A 19811-nucleotide genomic window follows, 5' to 3' on the forward strand; every position below is an offset into this window, starting at 1 on the left:
CATGCAGAAGGCGTTGGAACGGGAGATGACCGACGGGCCTAGTTACTCCTGTTCACGTAGCGCTCAGTCATACCAGACAGCCTACGAAACGACAGGGCGCACAAGCGACCTCGTTTGCATGCAGGAAGCTTTGGAAAGAGAATTGCAATGAAATCCGTTCTCGGTATTGCCGCTGTCATCGGGGCACTGCTCTTGCCCAACCTTGCTCGTGCCGACTTTATCGATACGACGTGGACCGTGATTGGCTGGTCGGGCGAAGCATGGTTCTCGAATACCAAAAATATCGTCGGGAAGAGCCAGAAGTTCTATAAAGGCGAAGCATCTGGCATTTTCTACTCCTGCGACAACGCTGGCCAATCCAGCACCTACACGACATACGAAACGGTCGACGCCTTCCTGGCAAATCCCGAGTTTGAGCTGTTCAAGCCAGCGGAGAAGGATCTGCGCCTGAGTGGCCCTAAGGTCTTCGTTCACCGCATAACCTGTGACGGAGGTTCAAATCCAGCCAAGCGCCGAGTGCTGTACCCGTTCGTGACAACTGAAAAACGACATTCGGCCTACTATCTGTACGAAGGCGGCTACTTCTCGATGTACGCGCCATAAGCCGGCAGCCATCACTCCATGATCAACGCGATCGATCGATCCCCAGACGCGCGCACCGCAGCTTCGACCAGATCACCCACGCATGCCGATTGGCCATCGAGCTTGAACGCCCTTGGCCCCATCAGATCGACGCGGCGGCCATGGGTGCGTCTTGAGTTGCAAACGTTTGCTATTTCGTCGCATGATCTGTGCAACACGTTGCATCGCGTCGTTGCTTCCGTCCCTTTGTGCTCCGATACCATTCGTATTATCAACGATTATACAGTTCGTATTAATCTACCAGTGCGCACATTTAATTCACCAAGTGCGTCATCAGGATTTTTATCCGTTTCGTATCGACGTCTGTCCAGTAATCCGGCCCACCTCTGTACTACACATGGTTTTAGCGTTTTGCCTGCGATTGTCGCGTTTTTCGCGTTCTCGCGATTCCAATGGCAGCCAGCCTGCAGGTCGTCGGTCGTATTATCTGTCTTGTGACTGTTGGGGAAAACTGTAGTTTCCGTGAGACGCATAAGATTTAGGATTGCGCAGCCGGGTGAGATCTGATTTAACGAGCATCATGAACGACAAGGTTAACGAATCCACTGAAGAACATGAGCTGCTGCGCAAGATTGGACGGCTTCGCAAGAAGCGTGCTGAGTTACAGAGCGAGATAAACTACATCTCGATCCAACTCGAGAGCTATGAAGATGCCGCCGTCATGGTCTACGGCCAGGCCCAATTCACCGCGTTTATGGCGGCGCTGATGGGTGAGGCGCTACCGTCGAAGGCTCCGGCATACGGTCCGCAGCCGCAGTCGAAGTTCCAGAGGCGTAAGCGCTCGATTTCGGTGAACTGGGCGGTGATGCTGACGAGTCTCAACGAGATGCCAACTTTTGGATACCAGGAAATTGTCTCCGTATCCGATCTGAAGAACCTGGATATTACAATCGCGGCCGCTCGCTCGCAGATGAAGACGTACATTGATGGTGGTCTGGTTCAGCGGGTAGGGGACGGCAAGTTCTCTGTGACCGATCAAGGACTGCGCGTGGCGATGGAGGCGTTGAGTAAAGTGACTGCCGATAGCACCCAGTTGCCCTCAGAGCAGCAATCGAGTGCGCCGCAGCGCTTCGACAATCTTTTCGACGACGACGACGATGTGAATCCGAACGAAGTTCAGAGCACGTTGTCTGCCGCCGAAGCCTTCGGATCAGCTTACAATTATAAGAGCTGAGACGAAAAGAGGCTCCCGCAAGGAAGCCTCTTAAACCGGAAGAGTAAGCCGTTCGCAGCGGCCCAATCTTCTAAACGTAACCCGCGTCGCGTAGGCGCTATGAGAAAGGACACATCATGGCATGGCATCGCCAACCAAGAAGAACGGCATCCGCCTAACGGCGGCTCCGCCTGTCCCCCTTCCATAAGGGGCTAAGGAAGCGCACCGCAGAGTCTCCAAAACTTTGCGGCGCGCCGCATAGGTATATGATTAGCTACATCATCTGTCCAGAGTTCTGTATGCCGGCCTACGCTTTGGAAAATTCCGAAATTGTAGTGCGAGAGGTGACTGATGAACCCGCGTAAGCTGACCGATGGCCCCCTTGGCAAGCTGTCGGATTTCACCCCTGAAGAGTTGGCGGAATATTCGACGGCTTCGTGCACGAGCCGTCAGATTTCTTCTCATCGAAGCGTGAGATGCTTGACGGATTCATGTTGCTGAACACCGACTCGGAAGAGCGACCGACGAAGTCGATATCGATTGAAGATCAGCTCAGAGCTATCCAGGCCGTCATCAGGGCAAACGAGAGAGCAGATACTTCTTTGTCCGCAGAAATCGATGAGTTGGCATCTCTCCCTAGTCACACCGAACGCGACGAGGACGAATACATTTTCCTGCGGCAGCAGTCGACGTACATGGGCAGTGCCATGAGCCTCACGGTTGCTGCGCTGTACGTTTCCTTCGTGGAAACTCTGATAACCACCTTTATCCAAAAGATCGGCGCCGATTATGGCCCTCAGCACCGACGGATAAACCCATCATACGCACGGTGGAAGAAGGACCAGACAAACCACTTTCAAATCAAAAAAAGGGGAAACTGGGAGTTGCGCTCGAAATCGCGGAGAATGTCGGGCTTGAGTTCGATACGGCGGCGCTGGAAGTGCTCGATTTGCTTCGTGTCTACCGCAACAGCATGATCCACAACTCTCTTGAGTGGCCGGCCGATGAACTTCTGAAATTCCAGGAGAAGATAGCCGCGCTGCCTCACGACTTGTTTGGAATAGCGACTACCGACGACAATCCCACGTTCTTCGTCATCAATAGATCGTTCGTGGACGCAGTCGAAAAGTCCATCCACCAATTGATAGAAGATATGGCTGGGTTTCTCTACTTCCTGATGTATCCTGGCTCGAGCGCAATGACTCAATAACGAGACGTTAGTTTGCCTTTTAGCGAACCGGGGATCAAATGAATCCGCAACTCATAGCGATGGGCGTTTTAGTCGCGTTAGGTCTGTCGTCGGCATCGATGGCACAGCAACTCGACGTCAAAACACTGAAAATCAGCAGTGTGAGAGGACTCAAGTCAGTGGATATCGCTGTCGACCGTCCAAGCGAACCTAAGGCGAGTTACAAGGTCATTGCGATCGGCAAAGGTCCCGAGGGTTCTGTGGTGTCAATTAACACTAGATACTCGGACGCATCCGGCTGGGTCTACACGACCCGAGCATTCCAATGCGACAGCGGTCGGCTGAAGACGCTGGCGAGTGGGGAGACCGTTGACGGGATGCTGAAGTCGAAAGCAGATGCATCCTGGAGTCGCCTGATGGACGGGTCGTCGGCAACGCAAGTCGCCGAAATCGCATGCGCACAAAGCGGGAAGCGCCTGTCGGGGGTCGCAGGATGAGAGATAAGCTTCGAGCTGGAGCACGTAAAATGGGCGCAGCCGCCAAAGCACGTCCGGCAGAGACGATATGGTCGATCATCGGTGCGGTAGGAGGCGCTATCCTTGGACTGATGATTGGCGGGGTAGGGATCGCGGCCATGGGTGGAGCAAAGGGAGTCCCTGCCGCTATCATCCTTGCCTTACTATTCGGCGTGATCGGCAACCGCTACGGCATTAGCAAGGATAGACCCGTCCTGTAACGCAGTCGGAACGGCTACATGAGTTCAGTCAAGGAATACATGCACGAGATCTGGTCGCAGGTTGACGTCGAAGTCATCTTCACCTGCCCGCACTGCCACAACACTATCTCGAAGTGGCTGAGGGTAGCAGGAGACGAAGAGGAGCAGTTCGTAGAGGTGTCATGCGACTTCGATGACGACGAAGACGCATGGACCGTCATTATTCGGAATGACGATAGTGGATGGTCGGCCGAGCTGGAGGATGCCCCTGAAGTCGACGTCACTATCAATGTCGATGACAGCCGATACGATCAGTGGGAAGAACCCGATCCGGAACCAGGTGCTTACGGAATTTTCCAGAATGCCATGGGCGAATGGAGGAGGAACGTCTTCGAGCTGAGTACGACGGACGGCGCAAGCAGCCGAAACAGGATGCTCTTCACGACGTTGTATTCGATTTTTGAAGCTTACTTGTCAGATGCCATCATAGGATCCGCACTCGCAGACGTTCCGGTACAGACGCGGCTTGTCAAGGTGAAGGAGCTGGATTTACACGACAAGCAGCTCAGCCTCGACACCGTCTTGGAGAACCCAAACGTCGTCCGCGACATGCTTCGCGCAGTCCTTCAGAAGTTTTCATTCCACAAGTTGGTTCCAGTGAGCAGGATCGCAGAGGTCGCCTTCGGCAAGCCTATTCTGCCGCCTCATCAGGAGGATCGAGCACTCGCGGTCGCGTCTGTCCAGAAGAGGCATGACTGTGTGCATCGCAACGGGTTCGATACGCAAGGCAACCAGCACACGGACATCACCCAGGAATACCTCAATCGGGCGGGCAAGATCTTCGAATGCATGGCGGCGGCTCTTGAAGACGCAATCAGGCATGCAGAGGCAAAGAAGTGGTTAGAGCCTCTCGATGCCGGGGACGACTTGAAACCGGATCAATGACGGCAGCAAGATGTCAGGCGGCGATGGTTATCCTGCGCATACCGTGATCAGCCATGGTCGTGAACAGCGATTTAAGTCTTTCAATCAACGCATTCTCTTCGATTGATCTGCCGAACTCTTTCGTGAAGAAGCCAGGGCCTCTCCGGGTCCCGTTCTTGATTCCCTCTTGTTCGTCGCTGAAACCCCTGCGGATGTTCCGGACGAGAACGAGAAATTCATTATTCCCCACGCTCGCGCCATTGTCTCTGTAGTCTTTCGTGAACACATTTCGAGCGACGTAGTCAAATGCAGGACCGAGACGGCGCATCAGCGTACCGATAAAGGCAATCCGCAACGGCGCCTCGCGACGGGCTAGGGCGAATTCCGCCACTCTTCTTATGTCCTCCTTTGTGGGTGCCGTGATGACCGAGGCTTGTATGGCAACTCCGACCACTCTCACATCAGTAGACTTCAGCAGGGCTTCGATCGCGGAATGTAGTCGCGGATCCCTGCGAAGTCTGGATTTGCCGAGTATCCCGATTGTTTTGGCGATCAGGTGAACGTCTCCCGAGGAATGGTTGATGATGTCGAGCATGAAGGAGTAGAGCTGGTCATCATTTCCTGTTGCTGACTTCTCAAGGTATTTCAGCATTTCTCCTTTCAAGAACGAGTCCTGAGTTTGATCGAAAACCGCCGCTGCCACAGCGCGATTACGTGCGAGGTCAGGAGCGTCCGCGCGCAAGTTCTTCATCGCCCATACAACCTGCTCCGCCCACGGATAGCCACGCACCTGTTTGTGTAGCAGTCGGCCCTCGTCGCTTGCGAGTGTCTTGCGCACAGCCATTCTGTGTTCAAACAGAGACCCTTCGAGCAGTGCGTCGTCGAGGACTGTCGTTTCGGGGCTCCAAGCCACCCGAATGCCATGAGCGCCACGTAGGTCGCACCCCGAAAAGTCATAGCCGCTCAGATCTGTGTCCGTTAAGTCTATGTCTCGGAGATCAGCGTGGCGGAGATGTCGCTTCGGGTTCAGCCCGGCAAGCCTGATCAACCCGCCGAAGTTGGTTGCCTCACTATCAATAACCCGTTCAATTGCGGAGCTGGATTCCAGACTCAGCATGCCGTCGAGGACGAGGTCATCCTTCATATTCGGTCTTCGAAACGCTGAACGTGACAACGCCATTGTAGTCCACCTGCGAAGAGGCTTCGTGCAATCCCTTGGCCACTAAGATGCCGATAACTTTTTCTTTGTTTGCTCCGACGCGGTTGAACAGCGGCCGTCCATCCTTGATGATTTCCACGTTCATATTCCTCGCAGAGGCATGCAGGGACAGGGTAGTTGCTATCTGATTGGGTCTTGCTGACTTCATACGGACACCACAAAGCACGTCGAAGTTCAGGAACGTCCGGTCAAGATTGGCTCCTGCAGCGTCAGTGATCCGCCACGCGTCATTACCAATAGCTTTGACTGGGTAGTAGTCCGACTGTGTCTCTCGATTTTCTTTCAACGACGCTACAGAGGTGTCAGTCTGTTTCGCAGATCCGCTTGCACTGATCTTCGCCGACTGGGTTATCGCGGACATTTCACCAGCGACAATGGCTTCCCGCGCCTTCACGTTCTCGACAGTCGTCTGCAGAGTTGATTCAGACGTCATCTTCACTGTCAGTTTCGATGGTGCGTGGTCCACTCCGTACTTCGATTTCTCGATTATCTCGAGTCCGTCGATGTCTAGTGAGAGAATTGCCTGCTTCAAGCTGACCGCGATAGTCGCGCGGTCGACGGTGACTTCGTCTTGGAATATGCCGAGCTCAACCTGTAGGTCGAACTGGCTCGGCTCGTCAGGCCGCTCCGTCACCTGGCTCTTCAGTCCGACCAACTGTGGAAGTGGGTTTATATGCAGCGGATGGAACGGCACGAAAGTCCTCCCTGAACGTACTGAATTATATGGTTGTAAAGACTGACTGGCACAAGTTCTTGTATCAGTAATCCCCAAGCGTTGACTGGGTGACACTTTTCTGTCACCCAGTGGGTCAGCGATTGTAGGCGGGGTGTAACGATGCCAAGGCGAGTATGGACTAACAGTCAGTTTAGGCTCTGGTTGGCGGCAACAGGCCTGTCTGTGCCGCAAGCCGCCGCCGTCCTCGACGTCTCCGAGCGCACGCTCAAGCGAATCCGGACGGACGAAGAGGTCAGCATCAAGGATTCGATCACCGCCGCTGCGCAGTCCTATCTCCAAGCCAGCCGGACGACCGTCGGCACGGATGCCGAGCAGGTCGACAGTTGGGCATCACAAGCCGGACTGGCGGATCTCTGCGTGGCGTTGCCGTATGCTCACGTCACCGCGATCACGTCTGCGATCGCAAGAGGATGGACATCGGCTAACTCGGCCAAGCTGCGTCAGGTCGCGCAGCCTATCCGCATGCCGCAGCCGGAGACCGTCAGCGAGTTCCGGTTGGAATGGTATGCGACTTCCGATCTGCCCTGGGGCGTCGAGTGTCGTGTTGATTCCGATGGGCGGCCGTACCGCATCGCCAGTATCGAGCGCACGCTTCTGGAACTGGCAGCCTATGAGGGGTTCCTTGGTGCCGACGACGTCGTCGAATGTTTTAAAGGCGCTCAGGCGGCAGAACAGCGGCCTGACATGCAGATGGTTAGGAGGAAGGCTCGCGAACGTGGGCCGGAGATCATCGAGAAAGTAGAATACTGTTTCGCGTCACGACCATGGGAGAGCCTCGAATGACCGATATCCAAGTTGCAGTATCCGAACGTGAGGCGTTGCACCTTCAGCTCGCAGCGGAGGCGGCAGGTATGGACGTGTCCGATTATGTGGTCCTGCTCACCGACATCGCCGACGGACTGCCTCGTCCAATTGTCGACCTTCTCCGACTGCCACCGGATGATCCAAGCCGAGTGGCGTTCCTGAAGAGCATCATGGAAAAACCACCGGCGGTTTGAGATCTGCGCCGCCGGCACACATCATCCTCCCATCACTACGTGATCACTACGGGAGGCTACGATGACAGCACAGGCACCAGAACTCGGCGACCGCATAGCCGACAAGCTCAAGTCGTAGGCTCGCAACAAGGGTCTGGACGTTCCCCAGTACCTGCAGAAATACATTCAGGAGAGGATCGCTGTCAGACTCTTCGCGTGCCGGCTGCCGAGCTGCTTATGTTCAGGGGCGGCACTATGTTTCAATGGTGTGATGAAATGGCCGACGTGTCTCGCTCGACCTCGGACATCGACATCCAAGCCCACGCTCGCATGAGCCACGACGACATCCTTGGTCTGTTCGTGACGCGGCATCGATCGTAGACGGCGATGGTGTCCGACTTGAAGTCGGAAAGGTTCAGGAGCTGGAGCACACAAGCCTTGACCAGCCACGTCTTCGCATCAACGTCGTCGGATGGGTCGGCAAGATGCGCGTTACGACCCACCTCGACTTTTCCATCGGTGGCAAGCCGCCTATCGGTCTGCGCGAGCTGCTGCCGACACCAATTATTGCAGGACAGTCGGTTGTCAGAATCCGAGCGCAGCCATGGGTCTACAGTGCGGCCGACAAGCTTCACAGCATTGTCATCCGGGGTTGCGACAACACGCGGCTCAAGGACTATCGCGATCTGCTGACGTTGGTGCGTAAGGGCTATGGGTCGAATGCTGGGATGAGGGAGGCCGTGGAGACCACGTTCGCCCAACGTGGCACCGAACTGCCAACCGCAACGCGCGAGGGTCTGACGGTCATCTATTCGGCCTTGAGACAGTCAGACTGGGAACGCTACCTCGACAAGAACGCCATCAAGAACTTGCCGCGCTCGCTGGCTGCTGTTGTTGCTAAAATCGAGGCCGCATTCGGAGAGAGCGTCTGGGCAGAGGCAGCACACGGATACCGGGTGCGTGCCTGATCAGTCAGCGCGTTCGACAATCTGGAATCCGTACCGGGCGCGGAGCTTGGTGCCGTCCAGATGGTAGCTGAACACGATCGGCAGCTCGAGCTGATACAATGCGAAGATGTCGTCCATCGAAAAACCTTCTGCCGTCTTCTCAGTCACAAATTCTACGACACCGGCTTCGACTTCCGCGAGCTGACTGCGGATAGCATCGCGATGCGCTATCTCGTCACGCGTCTTCGGCGACTGGGCTGAAGTGCTTATCGGTGTAGGGATATAGGAATAGTTCGGAGTCTCGACGACGACAGGCTCGGTGGCCGGAAGGGTAAGGGTAGGGCGCTTGGCCATTATGCGACCTCCCTGTCGGCCAGCCGCACTACGTTGTCGGCGGCGATGTCCAGAATGTCCTCGATGATGATCAGCGCACGTCTGGCATCGTTCAGTTCCGTGATCTGCTGCGGGGCGTCGTCCTTGCGCGTCCAGTCGTCGAGAAACGCGGTCCATTCGTAATGATCATCACCGTGCTCATCAGCAAGCATGTCGGCGAGCCAGTCGAGGCCGTCGCGCAGCTCCTTGAGCTTGCGGCGGTCGATCTCGACCACGTGGTTGGTGACGCGGACGGTGCCACGACGGGCGCCCTGGAGGATGACGTTGATCAGATCCCAATAGATGTCTCTGTCTTCCGGGATTTCCGACAGATTGAAACGGAACATGACCTCCCACTGGCGCATCAGATGGCGCAAGTCAGGCGCGGAGCCGATGTGACCGGGCATGTGCCGGGGCAACCGAGTGACAACGATAACGTCGATAGTCCAAGACTGTAAGTTCTGCATGTGACCCTCCTGTTAGAAGAATCATGTGTGCCGGCGGTGCGTGATGCAAAGGCCGGCAGGTTTTCATGCGTCGACGTCGATGTCCTCATGTTGCCTGAGGCGCGCATTCAGATTTCGAGGTGGCTGCCGCGGTGCGTTGGGATCGTATGACGGAACCACGGGAGGTATCCGGCTGATGTATCCGGTCTCAGGTTTGATCTTGGGCTTGCGCCAGACACCGATGAGAGGATGCGGGGCGCGTTTGGGCGGGATGTAGTATTTCGGCGGTGGCAGGGGCAGATCTGCGTGAAGTCGGCACGCGTTGCGTAAATCAGATTTCGATGCCGTCTTTAGTTCCTTGAACTCTGGCACGTCTTCCAGCGCCCGGATCTCATCGTGTATGTCTGAATATGTGCGGCCGCCAAGCATTCGCCGGGCACGTTTCAGGCGTGACAGGATATTGGCGATGTCTGCGTCCGCGTGCTTGCGAGTTACCAGCATATTCCGGAAATCGGCGCTGATCGGCGGCGACGTTTTTCCATGGTGCCTGTCCATGATCGCTATGCCGATAGCTTTTGCCAATGGCGGTGGGACGGCGTTTCCGAGCATTTGGTTGATGTCCGCAGACTTGGATCCTTTCCAGACCCAGCTCGCGGGGAAGCCCTGAATGTCGGATACCATCCGCTGTGTGAGCACGGTGATCTTGCCGGGTGCGTCGGCCGGGTGGCGGACATAGTTCGGCGGGACACGCTGGTGATATCGATTGCGGACTGTCGCGGCGGGTTCGTCAGCCCCCCACAGTGCCCGCCGATTTTTATACGCGGGGCGGATGTACACTGCGTCGGCGATCTGAGTCCCGAAAGCATCCCGGAGCGTCATCGGTTGAGGTGCGGCTGCCGCGATCAGGTCAGCGTCTAGGAATCCATCAACTTCACCACGACGGCCGACACAGAAAAACCGTTCTCGGGCTTGAGGAACTCCGTAGAAAGACGCGTCGAGAATGAGTTCCGTAAGCCCGTAGCTATGGGCTTTCCAGATGGACCGCGCATCTTGGTACGATCGCGACCGTGGTGCGGGCTTCACGTTTTCGAAGATGAACCACTCGGGTCTCACCACGGCGATCAGCATCGCGAAATCGCGTGTGCGGTCTGCGCGCGCGCCTTCTTTGCGTTTGCCGGCCGAGGAGAAGTCCTGGCACGGTGGTCCTCCAGCGATTAGATCGGGAGCTTGCCGCAGGATCATAGGTGCCATTTTCGAGAAATCCTCGATCGATCCGATGACTGCATGGTCAGCCCAAAGGTTGCGGCCATAGGTTTCGACGGCTGGCAGCCACGAGTCATATCCTGCAATCGGTGTCATGCCAGCTTGATGCAGACCGCATGACATGCCTCCGGCTCCGCAAAAGATATCGACTACTTTCATGATGCCCCCGTAACGTATGTCTACGTGATATCCGGGGGCGGTGAATCCGGGGTAAAGCGGCGGGGACTATTTCAGCTTCTTCAGGGCGCGCTCGATTTCGGACTTGTACATCTTCGCCAAGTCAGCGGACTGTGAGCGGTGTTCTGCCCCCACATTGTGTGCTGTCGCCTGATTTGTGATCGACGTTCCATGGACAAGCGATAAGGAGTTTCTCCATGGAGTCGACATTGGAGGTTCTCACGACGCGGCGCGGTCGACGTGAGACGCATCGCTACTGGCCTGATGAGGTGAAGGCGCGGATCGTTTCGGAGAGTTTGCGTCCGGGCGTGACGGTGAACGAAGTGCCGGACCGCTACGGGATGAAGGTCAACCACCTGTCGACTTGGCGGACGCTCGCGCGTTAGGGCAAGTTGCTTTTGCCGCAGCCGGAAGACGTGGTCGAATTCGCACCCATGATCGTCGAGCCGCCTGCGTCGATGACACGCCGGAACGGCCATCTGCCAGATCATTCTCCCGCGCGGAGATCGTAGTGGGGCCGGTCACGATCCGTCTTGAGGAAGGTGCGTCCGCAGCCCGGATCGCTGCCATCGCTCGTTCCCTGGCGGCAGCAACATGATCTTTCCGTCGAGCCGCGTTAGGATCATGGTGGCGACCAAACCCGTGGATTTCCGCAAGGGTCATGACGGCTTGGCGGCGCTGCTGAAGAACGAGCTGCACAAAGACCGGTTCACCGGAACGGTATTCGTGTTCCGGTCACGAAAGGTGGTCCGGCTGAAGCTGATCTACTGAGACGGTTCCGGGATCGTCATGGCTTACAAGAGGCTGGAAGAGCACACGTTCACCTGGCCAGGCATCAAGGATGGTCTGATGACATTGACCCATGCCCAGTTCGAAGCCCTGTTCGCGGGGCTTGATTGGCGACGGGTTCATGCGGTCAAGGCGAGGACACCGCAGGCCATCGAATAGCTGCGGCACGATGACTCAGCACGGTAAATTCCGAGGGCAATCGGCTCGGGATTTGGTAGCTCGGCTATGCTTGATGCCGCCAACCTTCCCTATGATGTTGCCGCCCTGAAGGCGATGCTGATTGCGGGACAAGCTCGTGAGATGGCGAAGGACGTCGCGATAGCCAACAAGGACGAGCATATCGCCCGCAAGGATGAGCGGATAGAACGGCTGGAGAAGCTGGTTGCGGCCTTCAAGCAGGCAGCCTTCGGACGCAAATCCGAGAAGACCGAACCCGACCAATTCGACCTCGCATTTGAAGACCTGGAGACGGCTATAGCCGTGATCCATGCCGAGGATGAGGCGGACGTTCCTTGTGGAAACAGGGTTGCCAAGCCGCGCGCGATCCGCGGTCACCGCCGCCTTCGCCGTCGCCGGGTCCTTCTTCCTGGATTTTCTCCTTGAGCCACTCCGCCAGGTCTTCGAGATGCGACAGACGCGGGGCGAGAGTTGCAAAGTCTGCAGATTTGACTGTCATCTCACGACTCCCGGCTTCAGGCGACGATCTTTTTTCTTCGCGTTGACCGGCGAGATCGGAGTATCCGGCTGTGCCTCAGGCTTTTCTTCTGGTTCTTGCTGATCGGTCATCGTCATACTCCGCGTTGTCATGACGATGATGCGGTATGACGGCTGCAAGATTCAACGCACCGGTCAGTTCCCGGCTTTGATGTTGGCGATGGACGCTGCCTGTCGACGGTAACGCTGTGCAAGCCTGAGAACGTCACGCTCAGTTTGTCCGTCACGAGACACATCGGCCGTGGTCAACTTTGAAAGTCGGTGTCCGGCGGGGCTGTCGGCCTTGCTGAAACCACGCCCGTTGACGGCTCGGGCATGGTCTTCGTCCTGTCGCGCGACAGCGCCGAGAACCTCGAGAGACGCAGCAAGGCGTTCTCGGCCGTCGAGCTTCGCTCGTAGTTTAGTCCAGCCCCAGGTCGACAGTGGCAACCGAAGCGTCTCTGGGCTCGCTGGATGATCATGCTCCATATCGATGACGTAGGTCGTGGAACTTGCAGCGAGACGGTCAAGCAGCCGAGACCGTGGAAACGGGGCGAGAATGTATGTCATCTCTAAGGTCTTTCCTCACTACGGATTTCTGCGGGATACTGATTCTGAACGGTGAAGTAATGGGGGGAAACGATGTGTATCGACTGGGTCATAGTGACGTGTCTCAGTCGACCGCACGGCGGAGTTCCGCCAGATCCTTACGGAAGAGGAGACGGCTCATCAGCTTCTTTGCCGACGCTTTACCGTCGTAGCCTCTCGACTTCATCAGTCGCTTCGAGAGAGCGAGAACGGCTTCCAGGTCTTCTGAAGATTCCCCTGTCTCGCGAAGACGGTTTAGGACAATGGAAACAGCCGCAGCTACGGCAACGTCGGCATGGCATGACTCCGGCTCGCGCTTACCGCGCAGACCTTCACGCCAGCGTTCAGTGGCCTCACGGCCTTTGTCGTTTCTTTCATCAGCAACTCTCGGCATGACCGGTCTCCTCCGTCCCATCTCATCACTACGGTATAATGTGGACGGGAGGAGCAACCGACAAGCGCCGGCAGGCATGGCTTGTTTATCCAGCGAGCGTAGCGCTACACGTGTTCGATCGGGAGAGGTATTAACCTTCCACCCGACGTTTCGGGTGGGCCTTTCATCACTACGGGATGGTCGGGAAACCTTTTCTTTATACACCGTATCGGCACGTGAAATGACCTATTTTACCAGTATCTACTGGACCTCTGAGTATCGTCTAACACGCAGGATGTAAATTCCAACCCGTCTAACACGCAGGATGTCACTGCGGCAAACTCCCTCAGATCAGCCTGAAGCACGTCCTATTTCACAGACGATGAAGAGCTAACCAATCCTTTTCTATATACACCGTATCGGAGCGAGAATTCCCGATTGTTCCCAGTCATTCCTACCAACTCGCGTGGTGTCTAAAACGCACGATGTAAATCAGACGTGTTTAAAACGCCGATTGTCACGTTGCGTTTTAGTCCTTGCATCTCGCCGCCGGCCGACTGACCATGATCATAACAAGGAGATCAGCCATGCCAGTCGCAACGAATTTCAAAGGGGTCAAAGTACCGTATCATAACCCGTTCGAGCTGGCTGCTCACGACAATCTTGTCCAATCCCGCGACTTCCTGGCGGCGCTGAAATCGAAGACGGAGATGTCCACGCAGGAAGTCGCACACAAGCAGCCTCGTGACCTCATTGAGACAATGCGTATCGTCGGATCAGATCTGCTCACTGCGTCGGACTCGGCTCTGTACGAACTTTTGCTCGCTAATGCGAAACACTCTGGCATCGACAGACTAGAGCACACGATCGCTGTGTCGCATGTGCAGTCGTTCTTGGGCATCAGACATCTCGAGCGCATCGTCGACAGCGTAAAACGGATTTCGCGGACGCATGTGGAGTATGACATCAGAAGCGAGAAATCACGTTTTAGAGGTACCGTACCGCTCATCCTTGCTGAAGTCCGAGAGAACTATTTCTCCGGCACATCGGATCTGACTTACTCCATCCCGGAGCGAGTCCGTAAAGCCGTTCTGGCCTCGAGCGAGTACGCAATGGTCGACGTAGCTCCGTTCGCGGAATTTAAGGGTAAATATACTGGAAGAATTTTCCAGCGACTGTGCATCCGTGCCGGGTACGACGCCTATTTCAATTCCGACTGGAAGATCACGCCCAAGGATCTGGCGTTAGAGATCGGCTATCCCCATCCCGAACGGACGCATGACTTCATGAAGCGCGTCGTGCTGCTCGCTGTGCAAGAAATCAACAAACACAGCACGCGCTTCAAGGTGCTCCTCGACCAGCCGGAGAAGAAAGGCACCCGCGGCAGAGCGATCCAGGAACTTGTCTTCCACGTCGAGCCCGCGCCGAAAGACGACGATCGCAAGAAGCGAGCAACATTGAACTCCGAGGAGCTGCGATTCATCAAGCGGGCCGACACACGTCACAGCCCAGGGGAGTTGCCGTCGGTGAAGATCGTTTCGATGGTGATGGAGATGTATCCGAACAACCGGAAAGTCATCAACGCGTTCACGCTGACCGACGGCTGGCGGTGCCTGCTCGATAGAGCGAAGGACAACATCAACAATCCGGAGAATATATTTCTCAACATGAGTGGGTCGTACTTGTTGGACAAAATCGCAGAGAACGGTGCCGACGCGGTGTTCACAAGCTACGCGTACGCTTTGCAGACAGGCCGCGAACGGGTTGCCCGTCGTACAGCGCAATCCGTTGAACGACGTCCATACTCCGCGGAAGATCTCGCAAGACTTCAAGAGGACGATAGCACTATCGGTCGTCGAACGTACCGATGGGCTCAGATCAAGAATGAAGTCGCTCAGGCTCAGGAAGCGCTCGATGGATGGCTGCCTGGCTCGTCGTCGCACCGGAAGTGGACACGAGATGAGTTGGCAGTGTGGCTAGATCCAGAGGCCAAGTTGTTCCGGCTCCTCCGGGATGACCTCAGCACACAGTTCGGAACTGTTGAAGCCGCGCTCAAGATTGCTACCGGCTTCGATGATGTGCCTTTCCGAAAGACCTTCGGGGCATTTCTGTCCGCGATCAGAAAAGAGGAAGTGCAGAAGGTCGTGAAGATTTCGAAGGCCATCCTGATTAACAACCCCCAAGCTCCGGAGAAGAAGGCCCCCGTAAATGACTGGAATCCAGTTGTGCCAGAACTCGGCCGCAAGCTGACCCGCGCTGAACGTCTCGGCATCGCGTAGGTGGCAGCACTTCATTAGATCTGTTTCCGCATACTCGAAATCACGGGCTCCATTCCTGACAGAGACCGGCTACAACATCTCAAGAACCTGAGAGACCAATCCATGACGAAGAACCTGCGAATAGCCCGAATAGCCGCCTGACCCCATCACGGGGTGCCGCTTTCGTATGTCTATTCCGCAGGAGTCTCGCATGTCCTTCACACAGAAATTCTACTCGGCCGACCTGCACCTCGGCCACGCTGCCATCCTCAAGTCCTGCGCCTCGACGCGTCCGTTCGCAACGGCGGTGGAAATGGATGCCGCCATTGTTGACAACATCAACGCACGCGTCCGTGGCGGCGACATCCTCTACATCCTCGGTGACTTCACGCTGAGCCGCAACGCCGAGTACGTCCGCCACTTGTTCCACACCATCCGCCCGCGCAAGATTTTGATCCTCGGCAACCACGACGTGGACAACAGGGGCGCGGTCAAGAAGACCATCTCCGAACTCCCTTGGGATTGTCCTCCCGTCGGCGCGTTGGAGACTAAAGATGGCGGCCGTCGCTTGTGGCTGTCCCACTACGCACACCGGACGTGGCCGGCCATGCATCACGGGTCGTACCATTTCTTCGGCCACTCTCATGGCAACCTCAAGGGTTACGGCCGCAGCCGCGATGTTGGTATCGATGTCGCCGACACGCTGTTTGCTCCCCGGACGTTTCAGGAGTTGATCGCCACAATGCCTGATGATTCAGAAGCCGAATGGCACTCCCATCTCGTTCGCCAGTACGGCCGCCGCGTTCCGCCCGTCGGCGAGATTCGGGTTCCGGAACAGATGCGGCCTCTGATCGAAGAGATGTTCGCCCGGCTGTCGGTGCTGCTTCCCGACGAGCGCCTCTCGACCGTGCAGGACATCGATTTCCAGAACGGCGTGCGTGTAGACCTGATGTTGTCCTGGGTGCTGCCAGCCAACGTTGCGGCGCAGGCTCACGCACTCGTCGACGAGATCCAGAGCCGCGCAGGAGATCAGGTATGAAGATGTTGTTCGACACACGCGGCCAGCGCTACGAAGCCATCGTCCGAAAGCATGCACGACGGCTGCCAGTCGACGGACACCCGATCCTCGTTCGTCAGGGCTGGTACCCGCTCGTCGAGGCGATGCTGGATCAGGTCGCACGAGATCACCCGACCGTCGTCTTCTCTCGGATCCAGGCCGGTGGCGGCTGGCTGCGTGTCGATGTCGAGAACCAAAGTAGGCCTTTCGATCCTCGCGATGACCTTCGTTTGTCCAATGTCATTCAGGGTTTTGTCACCCAGTCGTTGTCGACTTGCGAAGACTGCGGCAGTCATCATGGTCGGCATGTCGACGCGACGGCGTATGGCTACGAGACGGGCATGAATCGGACGTTGTGCGAGGAGTGCGTTCCGGTTTTTGCAGACCTCGCCATCGCCACACTCGCCAGCAAGAACAAGGAACCACGTGATGCGTGAAGACATCCCACGCCTCAAACTTGATAACCTACGCGAACGCTGGCCGGGCATCTTCGAGCAAGCTCGCTATGTCGACGTCGGCGTAGGCTGGCTGCCGCTGATCGAAGATTTCCTGGCGAGCGGGGTTTCGACAGTTGTCGAGTTGAAGGAGAAATTTGGCGGATTGAGGATCGATTGTTTCGACGACGAGCCTCACCAGCAACTCGCTAAGGTGCTCGCCGAGGAACGTAGTCTGTGGCGCTGTGAAGTCTGCGGTGAGCCCGGCTTTGTACGACGGCCGCCGTCGCCTACCTTCGCTTGGTGGGCGTGCCGATGCGACAGCCACGCAACTTCGGACCAACTCGCGTGGCCGCAACATCCGTCGGTTGACCGTCTGCGTCTCCGACATGTCGGAGACGGGTGGTTCAGGTACGACCTGGAGACGGACGCGCTCGTCGAGGCTGAGCCGCTCGAAAGATGGAAGGATTCGGAATGACCTTTGAAGAGCTGACGTCAAAATATTCCGATCTGCTGCCTGAGCACATCGGCTTCCAGTGCGAACCCGGCTGGGCCGGAATCCTCGATCAATATTTCGCCGTCGTCGCCCGAGAGCTGCCGCCGGGGGCGACCTATGAGGTGGCTCAGATCAAGGAAAAACTCGGGACGCTCCGCATTTACGACAGCAGCTACAGCGAGACGCTGTCGTCCTTGACCGCAGTGGCGGAAGCGCATGCGTTGGCCGAGGCGAGATCTCTGCATACCTGTGAATATTGTGGCGCACGCGGGCGTTTCCGGAAGCGTCGCGGCTATTTGACAGTGACCTGCGAGGAGCATGCGACGCAAAACGGGGCGTACGCAGTTCCGGAAGAGCCGGAGCCGAGGGACTACAGACAGACGTCAGATGGCTGGATCGTGTACGACCCGGACGTCGACCAGTTCATCGAAGCAGAGCCGCCGGAGTGGACAGTCGATGAAAAATGAAATCCACGAACTCGTCTGCGATGCGGTTTTCCGGTATGCCGACCTTCTCCACGCTGCCGGCCTGACAAGCATTGTGGGGCCACCAGAGGAGATTGGCGAAGCAATCGGACGCATCCTCATCCGGCAGGTCGGCACACCCTTCAGGCTCGGACGTCAGATCCTGACTGCGCTGTCTCCTGACGGGTACCTTCTGCCGCCGCCCGAGTTCCGTCTCCATAGACAGCACCCACCACCGCCGATGCGCGAAGACGCGCCCGAACTTGACCCGTGGAGCGCAATCCTATGGCAGACCGGTCACGTCCCCGCGATCTGGCAGCTTGGTGGCACTCTTCGACACACGGACGGCTTCGAGGAGCGGCGCTGGTTCCGACTTCTGCACATCGATGTCGGTCACGGCTGGGCGAGGACGGACGAAGGATGGCTCCGGCTTGGGGAGCGGATGCATTCATGAGCGAAAAGCTATCGATGGAAGAGCTTATGGATCTCGCTGAAGAAGCCCTCGACCGGATCGAGACGGGAGAAGAATGGGCCGACGCGCACACGTGGATGTCGGTGATGGGCTTCGTCCAGCGCGTCCAACGGATGTCGGAAAAACTCGACAAAGGGGACGCAGATGTCTGAAATTTCCGACAAGCTCAGGAGGCGGGTAGCACAGACGCTGGCCCGCATGGATCGCAGTGATCTCATCGTGGACACTTCGAGAGGATATCGGATGCCCGAGTGTTACGACTACGCTGCCGTTCCGCTCGACACGAGCCGGGATGAAGCACTTCACCACGCAGTCCGCGACGTCCGTCAGGGTCTTCGGTCGGGGGTGCTACAGCATCACGATGTGGAGGAATTCCTGGCGATCCGGCTCACGCAGCGCGAGCGCATACGGGTTCTGAGATACCTCGAAATGCTGAAGGTGATTGGCGATGACAGACACTGACGACAGACTGGCCGTGAGCGTGGCCGGCTACCTCATCAAGCACGATACGGATGTCTTCCAACATGAGGAAGTCGAGGACTGGATCCACGCCGACATCGAGACCTTCGAAGGACTGTCACCCAGTCAGCGAGATGAGTTGACTAGGGAGGGTATCCGTATGGTGCGCGCCCACATCTTCGGCGACAGGGTGACAAAACAAGCGCGCAGCCTTGAGGCGTTGCGAAGCCGGTGGCCGCGCATGATCATAGAAGGTGCCGAATTTTCACTCGGGCCGGGCTGGGTGCCGCTGCTCAATCGTGCCGCACAACGTCTCGATACGTATCCGTCGGGCTGGTGTGCCTTACTTCGCGGGGCGAAAGAAAAATTCGGCTGCCTGGTACTGCACATTTCATACGACCGGGACGAACGCGGCAGCCGCTCTGAAGTCGAACGGCTGCGTGAGGAAATCAGGCTGACATCTCTGTCGATCTGTGAAGCCTGCGGTCGTCCCGGTCGGTTGCGGATGGCGGGGTATGCCAAGACGGTCTGCGATAGGCATGCGACGGAGATGGGGATCGTGCGGGACGAGGATGGCCTGTACGCTGACCCCTGGACGTGGGCTGAGCCTGATGCCCGGCCGTCGCGAAGTGAGGCCATTGTTCTCGGCGCTCGCTCGCTTCAGGCATTCCTTGCCGACGTCGTCGAACTGGAGGCCGAGGCCGAAACGCTTGAGGGTCGACCGCGGGAGCTATTGAAGGAGTACGCGGGATACCTAGTCGACGCAGCCAAGGGTGCTATCGTGAAGACCGAGTACTTGCAGGACTATGTCCGCGGCGAGGTCGCTGGGTGGCCAGACGTGCTGTCTCATCACGAAGAAGACCGGGAGTGGTTGCGAGGGTGGTTGATGAAGATGATCCTTGCTGAGTACGACCGCGCCCGGCGGAAGCAGAAACTGTCACCCAGTCAGTGACCTCTCACTGACTGGG

At 57.0% G+C, this 19811-nt stretch carries 25 protein-coding genes and 2 pseudogenes; 21 read left to right on the forward strand and 6 right to left on the reverse strand.

The window, feature by feature from the left end; translation table 11 throughout:
* Nucleotides 1-147 precede the first annotated feature (147 nt).
* The 5 genes from ASF70_RS14050 (at nt 148) to ASF70_RS14080 (ending at nt 4644) form a co-directional block, all read left to right on the forward strand.
* On the forward strand, nt 148-603 hold the full coding sequence (locus ASF70_RS14050; protein ID WP_062580539.1) for a hypothetical protein: 456 nt from the start codon (nt 148-150) through the stop codon (nt 601-603).
* 559 nt (nt 604-1162) lie between these two features.
* On the forward strand, nt 1163-1816 hold the full coding sequence (locus ASF70_RS14055; RefSeq protein WP_062580541.1) for a hypothetical protein: 654 nt from the start codon (nt 1163-1165) through the stop codon (nt 1814-1816).
* An 808-nt stretch (nt 1817-2624) separates the two neighbouring features.
* Nucleotides 2625-3005 (forward strand): hypothetical protein, encoded by a 381-nt coding sequence (locus tag ASF70_RS23990; protein WP_156461837.1) that lies wholly within the window; start codon nt 2625-2627, stop codon nt 3003-3005.
* Between the two features lie 38 nt (nt 3006-3043).
* Nucleotides 3044-3481: a hypothetical protein gene (locus ASF70_RS14070; RefSeq protein ID WP_062580546.1), complete on the forward strand. Its 438-nt coding sequence runs from the start codon at nt 3044-3046 to the stop codon at nt 3479-3481.
* A gap of 257 nt (nt 3482-3738) precedes the next feature.
* On the forward strand, nt 3739-4644 hold the full coding sequence (locus ASF70_RS14080; protein ID WP_062580549.1) for a hypothetical protein: 906 nt from the start codon (nt 3739-3741) through the stop codon (nt 4642-4644).
* Nucleotides 4645-4657: 13 nt separating this feature from the next.
* Here the strand turns inward: ASF70_RS14080 and ASF70_RS14085 are convergent, their stop codons facing one another.
* Nucleotides 4658-5767 carry a pentapeptide repeat-containing protein gene (locus tag ASF70_RS14085; RefSeq protein ID WP_062580551.1) on the reverse strand — a complete coding sequence of 370 codons (1110 nt, stop codon included), beginning with the start codon at nt 5765-5767 and terminating at the stop codon, nt 4658-4660.
* Nucleotides 5757-6536: a hypothetical protein gene (locus tag ASF70_RS14090; RefSeq protein ID WP_062580552.1), complete on the reverse strand. Its 780-nt coding sequence runs from the start codon at nt 6534-6536 to the stop codon at nt 5757-5759. The genes ASF70_RS14085 and ASF70_RS14090 overlap by 11 nt, the downstream gene beginning before the upstream one ends.
* A 204-nt stretch (nt 6537-6740) precedes the next feature.
* On the opposite strand from ASF70_RS14090, the gene ASF70_RS14095 reads away from it, so the two are divergent.
* From ASF70_RS14095 to ASF70_RS14110, 3 genes are all read left to right on the forward strand, one after another.
* Nucleotides 6741-7361, forward strand: a complete 621-nt coding sequence (locus ASF70_RS14095) for a hypothetical protein (protein ID WP_062580554.1) — start codon at nt 6741-6743, stop codon at nt 7359-7361.
* A complete protein-coding gene (locus ASF70_RS14100) occupies nt 7358-7576 on the forward strand; it encodes a hypothetical protein (protein ID WP_062580556.1) in 219 nt (72 codons plus the stop codon). Before ASF70_RS14095 ends, ASF70_RS14100 begins: the two co-directional genes overlap by 4 nt.
* Before the next feature lie 353 nt (nt 7577-7929).
* Nucleotides 7930-8523, forward strand: a complete 594-nt coding sequence (locus ASF70_RS14110; protein ID WP_082471913.1) for a nucleotidyl transferase AbiEii/AbiGii toxin family protein — start codon at nt 7930-7932, stop codon at nt 8521-8523.
* Here ASF70_RS14110 and ASF70_RS14115 read toward each other — a convergent pair whose 3' ends face one another.
* The 3 genes from ASF70_RS14115 to ASF70_RS14125 all read right to left on the reverse strand — a co-directional run bounded on the left by ASF70_RS14115 (nt 8524) and on the right by ASF70_RS14125 (nt 10742).
* Nucleotides 8524-8856: a hypothetical protein gene (locus tag ASF70_RS14115; RefSeq protein WP_062580560.1), complete on the reverse strand. Its 333-nt coding sequence runs from the start codon at nt 8854-8856 to the stop codon at nt 8524-8526.
* Complete coding sequence (locus ASF70_RS14120; protein ID WP_162237988.1) at nt 8856-9221, reverse strand: hypothetical protein; 366 nt, start codon at nt 9219-9221, stop codon at nt 8856-8858. The genes ASF70_RS14115 and ASF70_RS14120 overlap by 1 nt, the downstream gene beginning before the upstream one ends.
* Nucleotides 9222-9404: 183 nt before the next feature.
* The gene (locus ASF70_RS14125) at nt 9405-10742 is read right to left on the reverse strand and encodes a DNA cytosine methyltransferase (protein ID WP_062580563.1); all 1338 of its coding nucleotides are present in this window, start codon (nt 10740-10742) and stop codon (nt 9405-9407) included.
* Nucleotides 10743-10957: 215 nt separating this feature from the next.
* Here ASF70_RS14125 and ASF70_RS23670 point away from each other — a divergent pair, with 215 nt between their 5' ends.
* The 4 genes and pseudogenes from ASF70_RS23670 (at nt 10958) to ASF70_RS23995 (ending at nt 12662) form a co-directional block, all read left to right on the forward strand.
* Nucleotides 10958-11146 (forward strand): transposase, encoded by a 189-nt coding sequence (locus tag ASF70_RS23670; protein ID WP_082471914.1) that lies wholly within the window; start codon nt 10958-10960, stop codon nt 11144-11146.
* Nucleotides 11147-11354: 208 nt separating this feature from the next.
* Nucleotides 11355-11708, forward strand: a pseudogene (gene tnpB / locus ASF70_RS14135) (IS66 family insertion sequence element accessory protein TnpB).
* Nucleotides 11709-11774: 66 nt separating this feature from the next.
* Nucleotides 11775-12101 (forward strand): annotated as a pseudogene (locus tag ASF70_RS14140) (transposase); the annotation flags it as partial.
* Nucleotides 12102-12524: 423 nt separating this feature from the next.
* Nucleotides 12525-12662: a hypothetical protein gene (locus tag ASF70_RS23995; protein WP_156461839.1), complete on the forward strand. Its 138-nt coding sequence runs from the start codon at nt 12525-12527 to the stop codon at nt 12660-12662.
* A 253-nt stretch (nt 12663-12915) separates the two neighbouring features.
* Here the strand turns inward: ASF70_RS23995 and ASF70_RS24205 are convergent, their stop codons facing one another.
* Nucleotides 12916-13224: a hypothetical protein gene (locus ASF70_RS24205; RefSeq protein WP_062580565.1), complete on the reverse strand. Its 309-nt coding sequence runs from the start codon at nt 13222-13224 to the stop codon at nt 12916-12918.
* 566 nt (nt 13225-13790) lie between these two features.
* On the opposite strand from ASF70_RS24205, the gene ASF70_RS14150 reads away from it, so the two are divergent.
* From ASF70_RS14150 to ASF70_RS14185, 9 genes are all read left to right on the forward strand, one after another.
* Complete coding sequence (locus ASF70_RS14150) at nt 13791-15482, forward strand: replication initiation protein (RefSeq protein WP_062580566.1); 1692 nt, start codon at nt 13791-13793, stop codon at nt 15480-15482.
* Nucleotides 15483-15672: 190 nt separating this feature from the next.
* Nucleotides 15673-16500 (forward strand): metallophosphoesterase, encoded by an 828-nt coding sequence (locus tag ASF70_RS24415; RefSeq protein ID WP_200943541.1) that lies wholly within the window; start codon nt 15673-15675, stop codon nt 16498-16500.
* On the forward strand, nt 16497-16955 hold the full coding sequence (locus ASF70_RS14160) for a hypothetical protein (RefSeq protein ID WP_062580568.1): 459 nt from the start codon (nt 16497-16499) through the stop codon (nt 16953-16955). Before ASF70_RS24415 ends, ASF70_RS14160 begins: the two co-directional genes overlap by 4 nt.
* On the forward strand, nt 16948-17430 hold the full coding sequence (locus ASF70_RS14165; protein WP_062580570.1) for a hypothetical protein: 483 nt from the start codon (nt 16948-16950) through the stop codon (nt 17428-17430). Before ASF70_RS14160 ends, ASF70_RS14165 begins: the two co-directional genes overlap by 8 nt.
* Nucleotides 17427-17915, forward strand: coding sequence for a hypothetical protein (locus ASF70_RS14170; protein WP_062580572.1), 489 nt, complete (start codon nt 17427-17429; stop codon nt 17913-17915). Before ASF70_RS14165 ends, ASF70_RS14170 begins: the two co-directional genes overlap by 4 nt.
* Nucleotides 17905-18366, forward strand: coding sequence for a hypothetical protein (locus ASF70_RS14175; RefSeq protein ID WP_062580573.1), 462 nt, complete (start codon nt 17905-17907; stop codon nt 18364-18366). Before ASF70_RS14170 ends, ASF70_RS14175 begins: the two co-directional genes overlap by 11 nt.
* Nucleotides 18363-18536, forward strand: a complete 174-nt coding sequence (locus ASF70_RS24005) for a hypothetical protein (protein ID WP_156461840.1) — start codon at nt 18363-18365, stop codon at nt 18534-18536. The genes ASF70_RS14175 and ASF70_RS24005 overlap by 4 nt, the downstream gene beginning before the upstream one ends.
* Complete coding sequence (locus ASF70_RS14180; RefSeq protein ID WP_062580575.1) at nt 18529-18846, forward strand: hypothetical protein; 318 nt, start codon at nt 18529-18531, stop codon at nt 18844-18846. Before ASF70_RS24005 ends, ASF70_RS14180 begins: the two co-directional genes overlap by 8 nt.
* A complete protein-coding gene (locus ASF70_RS14185; RefSeq protein WP_062580576.1) occupies nt 18833-19795 on the forward strand; it encodes a hypothetical protein in 963 nt (320 codons plus the stop codon). Before ASF70_RS14180 ends, ASF70_RS14185 begins: the two co-directional genes overlap by 14 nt.
* Nucleotides 19796-19811: the final 16 nt, after the last annotated feature.

The sequence above is a fragment of the Rhizobium sp. Leaf321 genome (assembly GCF_001423215.1).
Taxonomy (GTDB): domain Bacteria; phylum Pseudomonadota; class Alphaproteobacteria; order Rhizobiales; family Rhizobiaceae; genus Neorhizobium; species Neorhizobium soli.